Genomic DNA, 11006 nt, shown 5'->3' with positions numbered 1-11006 from the left:
AGTGGTGATTACCAGCGATTCAATTATTCATCCAATAATAAATTATTTCCCCTAAGAAAACCCACAAAAGAATCGATAATTTTTGAGTTTCTTTCTAAAATATCCGCTTCTACAAAATCATTACACAAATTACTTATATCCAACAACTCGATAACCTGAGTGCCTATCTTTTGCTGCCCATTAGCAGTAGTAAATCCCTGGTAATACTTAACTTTGTCCGTAAAACGATAATCGGCAGCCCGGATATTCACCCGTTTTTCAAGCAAGGATTTATTACCAAGCATCTCTACACTTTGAGGATTCGACAACCCTCGCTCCTTGTCTTGTCTATTACGTGCATAAATATGTTCAATATCAAAACGGGTTTCTAATGACAACACAGACTGTTTGTCGTGCTGAAACGCCCACCAGGTAATCATCGATTTCGTAATGGCACGACTATTACTGAATGCATAGTTTGCCACTTGGGCCCGATAACGTTCTTCAGAGAACTTAAAATCATTGAATGTAACCTCTTCCCCTTTGATTATCTTTACCATTTCGGCATACACCGGAGTGCGGAGAGAGTTTACCCCCGGGTTGGTGATAGCATATGCCCATATAAAAGCCGTTATACAATCCAAAAAACGACAGAATGCTCCCTCTTCCACCTCATCGTTTTCATTACGACAGTGCATGAAATACACAGACGTAATATAAGTCCACATCCCATTGGGTGCATAACTCAGCACAAATAAACGTTTTAAAACCTGATCAGAAAAACGCTCCGTATCCTGATTATTAATATCCTGCCAAAATCTGGCAAGACTCACCAAATTATTCAACGTCTTAGGCTGATGCAGGAGGGGATAACTGCCATCCCCTTCATAGAACTTACGCAATGCCTCGGTAGTTGATGATTTTACCTCTGCCCGCGCACGTTCATAGTACATATACCTGGTAAACAATTCATCCAACGGTGTACCATAAATCGGATGAAATACTTCACTTGCGATTTTATCCAATATTTTCCAGGTCTCTATAAACTCATCTTTCTTCCCCAATGATGAATAATATTTATAGAGTTGGGCTTTAAAAATATCCGCATCCGAAAGCGGCTTACCTCTGTCGTTCAGGGTTGAAAAAATTCTCAATGCTGTATTTTGAGATTCAACTTCTATAGGTAAAAGTACGCAATTATTCAGCACACGCGCAGGAAACTAGGCGAAATACGACGGATAATTATTCAAAAAAAATATCTATTTTCTCAACAAAAAAATTAAAGTTCTTGGCATAACGACTTTTCTTGCCGATACCTTGCCCATCTTTCAATATCGAGATAAATTCTTCTTTATCTTCATCGGTCGCAACCTGTGAATTGATTTTCAAGGCCGATGTCTCAAACTCGCCAAATTCGTTAGCCCGCCAAATACATTTTTCAATATCTTCTTTCATTCGTTGTGAACGAGGATCTTTCATGCTGCCGAGTTTATTATAGAAAGCCCTCAAAAGGAGCATAAGCGTGGTCAAACGTTGTTGACCATCAATTACCTCCATCTGATTCTTATTCTTAAACGTCACGATCGGACCCAGAAAATACTCCTCATCATCAACAAACTGATCACAGTCGTCATTGGGAAATGAGAAAGAGAACAAATCATCCCACAAGGTTTTGCACTCCACCTCTCCCCAGGCATACGGGCGCTGGTAATCCGGAATGAGAAAATTGTATTTCGATTCTTGAAATAGGCTTTTTACCTTTTTCTGTTCAATATTTAAGTTTGCCATGTTTAATTATGCAAAATAAAATCCGTTACGTCGCAACAAAATTAATGAGTATTTCATGGTATCCTCACATGCGATTACATAAAAAAGCCACTCTTTTCATTATCCGGAGAGATGTACTCAAAAGACATCACCGCTATAATCCAGCGGTTTTCCCTATCTTGCGTCTCGAGACCCAAACCGATTTTCCATGCCAACCACTCTTCTGACCAAGACACCTCAAATCGAAGCGAGCGATGCTCTGCGCGGTTTTTCCGTAATGGCCATTCTGCTGATCCACAGTGTCGAACACTTTATTTTTCCGGTCTATCTCGCCGAATAACCCGGATGGATCGATGTCCTGAATCAAGGAATCTTCAGCATCACTTTTTCGCTTTTTGCAGGGAAAGCCTACGCGATTTTCGCCCTGTTTACCGCAAGGAATCTTTCCGGAGGCGGACGACAGCACTGCGGTTTTACGGACGGATGAGCCTGACGAACTACATCACGCAGTCGATTGTCGGGGCATTGATCTACTTCCCGTTCGGACTCTATTGGGCTCCCTAATTGCGGCTACGCAGTGAGCCTGCTGATCGGATTCGGCATAGCAGTGTTGCAGGTGTGATTCTATCGCTGGTGGCTTTCGCGACACAAACAAGGCCCCCTGGAGGCATTGTGGCACCGGCTGACATGGATCAGAGCCTGCAAATAGCGAATTGCAGACCATTTTAATGAACAAGTACCATTTTGGGGGAGAGGCCAAGGTAGAATTAACCAAAGCCATCTTGGTTTTCAGACATTTCTTCAAAATTACTCCAAATGCCAATTCCCATGTTCCAAGCAAAACAGAGGGATTTTAGATAAAGAAAAAGCCTTGAAAATCAATCATAATCTTGATGATTTTCAAGGCTTTTTGTCGGTGTCGGGGTGACAAGATTCGAACTTGCGACCACTCGCCCCCCAGACGAGTACTCTAACCGGGCTGAGCTACACCCCGCTCATAAACCGACCACAAAAGTACACCATTTTCGCAATTATCAAAAATTAAAATCGCCGCACCGCGAAAAAACTCTATCTTTAGCCGAAAATCCTCCTTAACCCGTTTTTGCTTAGAACCATGTTGCTTGCCGTGCTGCTAGCCCTGACCTGCACCGTGGCCGAACCGGCCGACAGCGTGATCGTCGATTCGCGACAGACCCTCGACCAGGCGCTGGCCGGTACGACAGCACCGGATAGTATTCGCCGGACACTCGCGTTGGTAGACGTCGAATACTATTCGTTCGACCGGCGGTTGCACCGAGGGCAGATCGTCGTACACCGAGAGCTTGTCAATGACGTGCGGCAGATTTTCCGGACCGTGAAAGCCTCCCGCTTTCCTGTCGAAAGCGTTATCCCCGTCCGCTTCAACCGACCGAACAACGGCACCTCGATGGACACCCTGAACAACACATACGGATTTCATTACCGACCCAAAGCCACGTTCAAAACCCGACAGCTCTCCGCCCACTCCTACGGCCGGGCGATCGATATCAATCCCTACCAGAACCCCGCCCTGCTGCGCAACGGACGAATCATTCCGGCCGGAGGAGACTATGATTTGAAGACACCCGGGACACTGAGCGACACATCGGCAGTCGTGCGGCTCTTTCGCCGACTCGGATGGCAATGGGGCGGCAGGTGGGCCTCCGTGAAAGACCGTATGCACTTCGAAAAACCGTAACTTTTTACCTGAATGGCAATTATAGGAATGGGGAACGCGCTGACCGACATCCTGGTTCAGATTCCCGACGAAACCATCCTGCACGACCTCGGCGTCGAACGGGGCGGTATGTATCTGATCGACAACAAACAGCATCACCGCCTGATGGAGCGGATCGCTTCGTTGCCGAGGAAACTGGCGGCGGGCGGTTCGGCCGCGAATATGGTGGCCGGAGCGGCTATGCTCGGGTCGCGGAGCGCTTTTATCGGCCATGTCGGTCGCGATGCGACCGGTGAGGCTTTCTGTCGATGCCAGCAGGCAAAGGGAGTCGAATCGTTGGTCGGCGTTTCCGAAGGGACTCCTTCCGGAAAGTGCATTTCGCTGATTCTGCCGGACGGCGAACGCACCATGCTGACCTATCTGGGAGCGGCACTGGAGGTCGACACCCGACATCTGGCAAGTCGATATTTACAGGGTCGGGAAGTCTTTTTTGTCGAAGGCTATCTGCTCAACTCGCCCGACGTGATCGAACCCGCCATGCGGGCGGCACGCGAAGCAGGGCTCCTCGTGGCACTGGATGCCGCCAGCTTTACCGTGATTCGGGAGTTCCGGCAGTTTGCCGACCGGCTGATCGATCGGTATGTCGACCTGTTGTTTGCCAACGAGGACGAGGCGGCTGCGCTGACCGACACCGACGTGCCGAAGCAGGCGCTCGAACAGCTGGCAGGACGGTGCGGAACGGTCGTGGTCAAAGTCGGGCCCGAAGGGTCGTGGATCGCCCGGGGCTCGGAACGCTGCCGGATCGGCATCATCGAGGCGCACCCGGTGGATAAGACCGGGGCCGGCGATCTCTATGCCGCTGCTTTTCTGCACGGTTGGACGCGCGGTCTGTCGCTCCGGCAGTGCGGCGAGCTGGGCGCGGTGGTGTCGAGCAAAAGTATCGAAGTGATCGGAGCCGATCTGCCGGCCGAGACCTGGGCCGGGATTCGACCGTGGGTGGAGCGGATCGAGGCGGGCGAACGGGTCGTGGGATGACACCCGGCCTGACAGTTTGTCCGACGGACCTGCCATTTCGGGGCTTGGCACAAGAGTTGTACGAAGCCGGACGGCGATTTTCAAAGGATTCGTAATCAAAAACCAATATCACGATATGCAACAAGGTAAAATCGGTGTGACGACCGAGAACATTTTTCCGATTATCAAAAAATTTCTCTATTCCGATCACGAGATCTTCCTGCGCGAGCTGATTTCCAATGCCGTCGACGCCACGACCAAACTCAAGGCGCTGAGCTCGATGGGCGAGTTCAACGGCGAGTTGGGCGACCTGACGATCCGTGTGGAGTTGGACGACAAGGGCAAAAAACTGACCGTCTCGGATCACGGGATCGGAATGACCGAAGAGGAGGTCGACAAATACATCAACCAGATCGCCTTCTCGGGGGCCGAGGAGTTCATGAAGAAGTACGAAAACCAGAGCGGGATTATCGGACATTTCGGTCTGGGGTTCTACTCCGCTTTTATGGTGGCGTCGAAGGTCGAGGTCATCACCAAGTCGTATAAAGAGGGGGCACAGGCGGTGAAGTGGACGTGCGACGGCACGCCGAACTATACGCTCGAACCGGCCGAAAAGGCGGAGCGAGGGACAGAGATCGTACTCTACCTCTCCGACGACAGCAGCGAATTCGCCGAACGGGCCCGGATCGAAGCGTTGCTGAAGAAATATTGCTCGTTCCTGCCGGTGCCGATCGCTTTCGGCAAGGTGCAGGAGTGGAAGGATGGCAAACAGGTCGACACGGATCGGGACAACATCATCAACGACACCCATCCGCTGTGGATGCAGAAACCGACGGAGATTACGGCGGAGCAGTACGACGAATTCTACCGCAAGCTCTATCCGATGGCGGAAGACCCGCTGTTCCACATCCACCTGAATGTCGATTATCCCTTCAACCTGACCGGGATTCTCTACTTCCCGAAGATCAAGAACAACTTCGAGGTGCAGAAGAACAAGATCCAGCTCTACTCGAACCAGGTCTATGTGACCGACTCGGTAGAGGGGATCGTGCCGGACTTCCTCACCCTGCTGCACGGGGTGATCGACTCGCCGGACATTCCGCTCAACGTGTCGCGGAGCTACTTGCAGAGCGACAGCAACGTGAAGAAAATCTCGGGTTACATCACCAAAAAGGTAGCCGATCGGCTGGCCGACCTGTTCAAAAACGGGCGGCAGGACTATGAGGCAAAGTGGGACGACCTGAAGCTCTTCATCCAGTACGGGATCGTCAGCGAAGAGAAATTCGGCGAACGGGCCGGAGAGTTCACCCTGCTGAAGAATACGGAGGGGAAATATTTCACGCTCGACGAATATGCCGAGGTCATCAAGGGCAGCCAGACGGACAAGAACGGCAAGATCGTCCACCTGTACAGCAACGATCCGGTGGCGCAGCACAGCTTTATCGAAGCGGCGCGGGGCAAGGGATACGACGTGCTGGTAATGGACAGTCCGTTGGAGGCGCACTTCATCGGTTTCCTCGAAAACAAGCACAGCGACTGGCGATTTACGCGCGTCGATGCCGATACGGTCGAAAAACTGATCGAAAAGGAGGAGCAGTTGGCGATGGCGCTGACGACGGCTCAACAGCAGTTGCTGACGCCGGTCTTCGAATCGCAGCTGCCGACCGACGAAAAGAGCCACTTCAACGTTCAATTCGAGGCGATGGATCCGGCTGCCGCGCCGATCGTCATTACGCAGGGCGAATTCATGCGCCGGATGAAAGACATGTCGAAAATCGGCGGCGGTATGTACAGTTTCTACGGCGAGCTGCCGGACAGCTATAACGTCGTGGTGAACGGCAACCATCCGCTGGTGATCGAGGTGCTGGGCGAGACGCAGAATGCGACCGGCGAAGCTTTGGCCCCGCTGGACAAGAACCTCAAGGCGGCGGAGGAAGAAAAGACAGCTCTGAATGCACTGCTCAAAGACAAGAAAGAGGAGGAGATTTCGCAGGAGGAAAAAGACAAGCGGGCTTCGATCGAAACCAAAATCGGCGAGATCGAGGGACAACGCAAGGAGATTCTGCGGAATGCCGGTTCTCAGAATATGATCGTCGGGCAGCTGGTCGATCTGGCTCTGCTGACCAACGGGATGCTGAAGGGAGAGGCGCTGACGAAGTTTATCCGCCGGAGCGTGGAAGTGGTCGGCAAGGCCGGCCAACCGGTTGATTAGAACAGTGCCTATTTGACACCTTGGTACATCCAAGCGATACGGGAGGGGGCGTCCATTGATGGACGCCCCCTCGTGTCTTTACCCGCCATTCGGACAGAACGGAAGCGGTCAGCGATTCATCAGCCGTCCCGCCTGCCAATTCAAACCGAGATACCTCTTCCGCAACACCGAGACACTGTTGGCGATCCCGCTGCTCCCCGACGTGGCGAACGGAATAATCGTTTTGCCGCTCAAATCGTGGCTCTCGATAAATGTCTCGACCACCCGCGGCGCCATATCCCACCAAATCGGATAACCGAGATAAATCACCTCATACTCCGCCACGTCAGCCGCAGGGAGCGCGATAGCCGGTCTCGCCTTCGGATCGTTCATCTCCACCGAGCTGCGCGACCGCGCATTCCGCCAGTCCAGATCGGCCGACGTATAGGCCTTTGCAGGCCGAATCTCATACAGATCGGCATCCCTCTCCCGGGCGATCCGTTGTGCCGCGCGGGCCGTCGTGCCCGTAGCCGAGAAATAAACGACGAGCGTCTTTCCCACCGCATTGTGTCCGACAACCGTCATAACAAAAAAGCTGATTAAAGTTAAAATAAATCGTTTCATCCTATTATTTCGTCCGTTCGAGTCGATTCATATTCCGCATCGGTTACCGGTTCGAGCCACTCGTTGGAGAGATTCTCGCCGGGAATCTCGAAAGCCAGATGCGCGAACCAACTGTCGGCCGCCGCTCCGTGCCAATGTTTCACACCTGCCGGAATGTGAACGACCGTGCCGGGAAGAATCTCTACGGCAGGTTTTCCCTCCTCCTGATACCATCCCCGTCCGGCCACGCCAATGAGCATCTGCCCGCCGCCCTCGGAGGCGCGATGGATGTGCCAATTGTTGCGGCAACGCGGCTCGAAAGTCACATTCGCAAACGGAATCCGGTCGGTCGAAATGCGGGCGAGATAGCTATTACCCGTGAAATACTGCGCATAGGCCGTGTTCGGTTCGCCGATCGGAAAGATCATTTCGCGTTGGAAGGCTGCCTTGGCATCTTCGTCGGCCGTTGCGTCGGCCCAGACCTCCTTAGCGAGCCGGAACGCTCCCCAGACGTCGGGCCATCCGGCATAAAAAGCGATATGTGTCAGCATCTCCGAGATTTCGGTACGCGTAACACCGTTCGCCTTAGCGAACCGCAGGTGATGCTCCAGCGACGAATCGATCACCCCTTTACCGACCAGCGCCGCCACCGTCGCCAGACTGCGGTCGTGCGGGCTGAGTCCCGGCCGATTCCATACTTCCCCGAAGAGAACATCGTCGTTGAGCTCCGCGAATTTGGGTGCGAACTCCCCCAATTGAGTATGTCCGGCAGTTTGCGTAATTTTTTCCTGTGCCATAACGATTGAACTGTTTGCGGCGCATGCGATTATCAGCGCCTTGAAGATTCTCCTTTTCATTCCCTGCTGTGTTTTCACGACAGGCAAAATTACCCACTTGTTTCCCCCGCGTTTTTATCCGAAATCCGGTTCCTCTTACCCCGATTCCGGTTTCGCACCACAGCATATCAGAAATTCGTGTTAATTTTGAAGAAATTCATCCGGAACGCCATGAAAGAGACGACGAAAATCGACACGATAGAGGCCTACAACCAATGTTTCGGTCTGAAGACACGGCATCCGTTGGTGTCGGTGGTCGATCTCTCGCAAACCACGCAATGGCCCGATCCTCTCCGATTCAGCTACGGCATCTACGCCCTTTTCCTGAAACAGGTGAAGTGCGGAAACATCCAATACGGGCGACAAACCTATGATTATCAGGACGGCACGATCATCTGCTTCGCGCCGGGACAGGTAGCCGAAGTGACCCGCATACCGGGAGCACGCCCCTCGGCTTACGGCTTGCTTTTCCACCCCGACCTGATTCGCGGCACCGCGCTCGGACAGGAGATCAAGCGGTACTCCTTCTTCTCGTACGCCGCCAACGAAGCCCTGCACCTCTCGGAAGAGGAGCGACAGACGATTCTCGACACCATGCGGAAAATCGACCGCGAACTCGACCTCCCGTTCGACAAACACAGCCGGCGGCTTATCACAGCCCACATCGGCGTGCTGCTCGACTACTGCATGCGCTTCTACGACCGCCAGTTCGCGACACGCAGCGAGGTGAACAACGACGTAATCGCCCGTTTCGAACAGCTGTTGGACGGATACTTCGACACCGATGCACCGCAACACGAAGGACTCCCTTCAGTCAGGTATTTTGCCGACAAAGTTTGTTTGTCCCCCAACTATTTCGGCGACCTGATCCGGAAGCTGACCGGCAAAACCGCGTCGGAACACATCCAGGATAGGTTGATCGATCGGGTGAAAGAGCTGCTGCTCTCGTCCGGCAAGACGATGAGCCAGATCGCCTACGAGCTCGGATTCCAGCATCCGCAACACCTGAGCCGGATGTTCAAACGGCTGACCGGCATGACACCCAACGAATACCGCTCGGTCGGTTGAAAATCCTTCCGACTCAATCGACCGACAATCTGGGAAAATACGCATTTTGGCCCGAAATTTGCTATGTATTTTTAAACCAACAAACATATCACCATGAAAAAACGTATCGTAACCCTCTGTCTGCTACTGTTCGGCGCCTTGATCGGCCTTCAAAGCTGCGACGACGAAAAGAACATCGCCTTCGACAAATTGCCGCAAACGGCCCGCCAATTCATCGGCAACTACTTCCCGGATCAGACCGTCAACCGGACCCGGCAAGAGAAAGATAACGGCATCGTCTCCTACGAAGTACGTCTGACCGACGGTACGGAGATCGATTTCAATGCCGCCGGCGAATGGCAGCACATCGACCGCCCGTTCGGAATCGTACCCGACGAGATCGTTCCGCAGGCGATTCTCAACGACCTGGCCGGACGCTATCCGGAGGCCCGCGTACATGAGATCGAGAAAGAGTTGGGCGGCTATGAAATCGGGATCGGCAACGGACTGGAGCTGTATTACACCACCGAAGGAGTCTTTATCCGGGAAGAGCGATAACCCCATCTTCTCATAAACGCAGCGCGGGCACCCTCTTCCGGAAGGTGCCCGCGCCGTTTTCAATCTCCGATGGAGTGATCCTGCGGAAACGGTTCGCCGCTCCAGGCTCGTCGCGACGTCCAAGGCTCGCCCGGCGCCGTCCAGAACGGATCGTCCTCCGGCAAACCTAAAGCCAGAAAACCGGTCAGACAGAGATAGAGACTCCCCGTACAGGTGTACGCCTCACCGATCTCCGGCTGCGCGCCACAGAAACCGATCCGCAGCCAGCCGTTCGCGTCGAACGTCCCCGGCTGTTCGAAAAAGCGCCGGATGACGGCCGTCATCGCGCTCCGCACCTGCCCTTTCGAGAGGCTCTTCGGCAGACGATCCTGCAAGGCCATCTGAGAAAGTACCTGCAACGCCGCCGTCCGATACTGCAACGACCGTCCCAGCGGCGGAATCGTCCCCTCGGGCGAAATCATCCGCTCGGTGACCTCCGCATAACGCGCCGCCCGCTTCAGCACCCGTTCGCGCAACCCCGGAAATCCGTCGCCCATCACCCCCAGCACGTCGATCAGCATCGGCTGGATGACGAAACTGTTGTAGTAGTCCCAGTGGAACGGTTCGCCGTCGCCGTAGACCCCGTCGCCCTTATACCAGGCGTTCATCTGCCGTACCGGATAGTCCACCCGCACCTGATCGTACCCCTCGCCCACCGAACGCAGAAAAGCTTCGATCTGCGCCGTGAACATCAGCCAGTTGCTCACATTCGGCCGCACCTTCCGCGTCTGTTTCATCTCGTAGACGATCCGCTCCCGGGTCGCCTCGTCGAGACCGCCCCACAGGTTTTTCGGCGCACGCATCAACCCCTGCGCCAGGTGCGCCGCATCCACCAGCGCCTGATACCCTACCGCAAAACTGATGTAGTCCGCCGACGTCGTGTCCATCGCATTCCGCAATCCCCGGATGGAGAGGTCGAGGAGCTCCTTGCGCATCTTCCCGTCCCGGGTCGTGGTATCCACCGGCAGCTCCAGCCACGGAGCGATCCCGCAGATCGTCCGTCCCAACGCCTCCAGATAGGCGTACTTCGTCCGGTCGCCATAGGCTCCGTACTCCGGATGCGACGGCCCGCGCTGTTCGATCGGCATATTCGCGTGCAGCGTCCCCGCCGCCAGATTCGACAACACCGGATAAGCGATTTTATAAGCCGTCTCGGCCCACACTTCGCGATCCGATTTCGGCTGTTCAGCCTGTTTTTTCCGGGCCGCCCAGCCATCCGGCAAGATACACACCGCGGCCAGCGCGACCGCCAATAAACGTTTCATCGATTTCATGC

10 protein-coding genes, 1 tRNA gene and 1 pseudogene are annotated in these 11006 nt (G+C 53.8%); 6 read left to right on the top strand and 6 right to left on the bottom strand.

Annotation, left to right across the window (positions count from 1 at the left end; all coding sequences use genetic code 11):
- Positions 1–23 precede the first annotated feature (23 nt).
- Both Q9S52_RS00250 and Q9S52_RS00245 read right to left on the bottom strand, forming a co-directional pair.
- Entirely contained in the window at positions 24–1187 is a 1164-nt protein-coding gene (locus tag Q9S52_RS00250; RefSeq protein ID WP_304707521.1) for a DUF1524 domain-containing protein, read from the bottom strand.
- A gap of 34 nt (positions 1188–1221) precedes the next feature.
- Positions 1222–1767, bottom strand: a complete 546-nt coding sequence (locus Q9S52_RS00245) for a DUF262 domain-containing protein (protein WP_304707519.1) — start codon at positions 1765–1767, stop codon at positions 1222–1224.
- 187 nt (positions 1768–1954) lie between these two features.
- On the opposite strand from Q9S52_RS00245, the pseudogene Q9S52_RS00240 reads away from it, so the two are divergent.
- A pseudogene (locus Q9S52_RS00240) lies at positions 1955–2455 on the top strand (DUF418 domain-containing protein).
- A 210-nt stretch (positions 2456–2665) separates the two neighbouring features.
- Here the strand turns inward: Q9S52_RS00240 and Q9S52_RS00235 are convergent.
- A tRNA-Pro gene (locus Q9S52_RS00235) sits at positions 2666–2740 on the bottom strand.
- Between the two features lie 108 nt (positions 2741–2848).
- Between Q9S52_RS00235 and Q9S52_RS00230 the strand changes: the two genes are divergently transcribed.
- From Q9S52_RS00230 to htpG, 3 genes are all read left to right on the top strand, one after another.
- Complete coding sequence (locus Q9S52_RS00230; protein ID WP_304707517.1) at positions 2849–3463, top strand: M15 family metallopeptidase; 615 nt, start codon at positions 2849–2851, stop codon at positions 3461–3463.
- A 12-nt stretch (positions 3464–3475) separates the two neighbouring features.
- Complete coding sequence (locus Q9S52_RS00225) at positions 3476–4477, top strand: adenosine kinase (protein ID WP_297628435.1); 1002 nt, start codon at positions 3476–3478, stop codon at positions 4475–4477.
- 115 nt (positions 4478–4592) lie between these two features.
- Entirely contained in the window at positions 4593–6668 is a 2076-nt protein-coding gene (gene htpG, locus Q9S52_RS00220) for a molecular chaperone HtpG (protein ID WP_304707515.1), read from the top strand.
- 108 nt (positions 6669–6776) lie between these two features.
- Here htpG and Q9S52_RS00215 read toward each other — a convergent pair whose 3' ends face one another.
- Together Q9S52_RS00215 and Q9S52_RS00210 are read right to left on the bottom strand one after the other, a co-directional pair.
- The gene (locus tag Q9S52_RS00215; protein WP_297628439.1) at positions 6777–7271 is read right to left on the bottom strand and encodes a flavodoxin; all 495 of its coding nucleotides are present in this window, start codon (positions 7269–7271) and stop codon (positions 6777–6779) included.
- On the bottom strand, positions 7268–8107 hold the full coding sequence (locus Q9S52_RS00210; protein WP_370648977.1) for a carboxymuconolactone decarboxylase family protein: 840 nt from the start codon (positions 8105–8107) through the stop codon (positions 7268–7270). Before Q9S52_RS00210 ends, Q9S52_RS00215 begins: the two co-directional genes overlap by 4 nt.
- Before the next feature lie 150 nt (positions 8108–8257).
- Here Q9S52_RS00210 and Q9S52_RS00205 point away from each other — a divergent pair, with 150 nt between their 5' ends.
- Together Q9S52_RS00205 and Q9S52_RS00200 are read left to right on the top strand one after the other, a co-directional pair.
- On the top strand, positions 8258–9154 hold the full coding sequence (locus Q9S52_RS00205) for an AraC family transcriptional regulator (RefSeq protein ID WP_304707988.1): 897 nt from the start codon (positions 8258–8260) through the stop codon (positions 9152–9154).
- Between the two features lie 93 nt (positions 9155–9247).
- Entirely contained in the window at positions 9248–9691 is a 444-nt protein-coding gene (locus tag Q9S52_RS00200) for a PepSY-like domain-containing protein (protein ID WP_297628443.1), read from the top strand.
- 59 nt (positions 9692–9750) lie between these two features.
- Here Q9S52_RS00200 and Q9S52_RS00195 read toward each other — a convergent pair whose 3' ends face one another.
- Positions 9751–10995 carry a DUF2264 domain-containing protein gene (locus tag Q9S52_RS00195; protein WP_304707510.1) on the bottom strand — a complete coding sequence of 415 codons (1245 nt, stop codon included), beginning with the start codon at positions 10993–10995 and terminating at the stop codon, positions 9751–9753.
- Positions 10996–11006 lie beyond the last annotated feature (11 nt).

Source organism: uncultured Rikenella sp. (assembly GCF_948810725.1).
In the GTDB taxonomy this organism is placed as follows: Bacteria; Bacteroidota; Bacteroidia; order Bacteroidales; family Rikenellaceae; genus Rikenella.
This window is presented reverse-complemented; position numbering and strand designations above follow the sequence as displayed.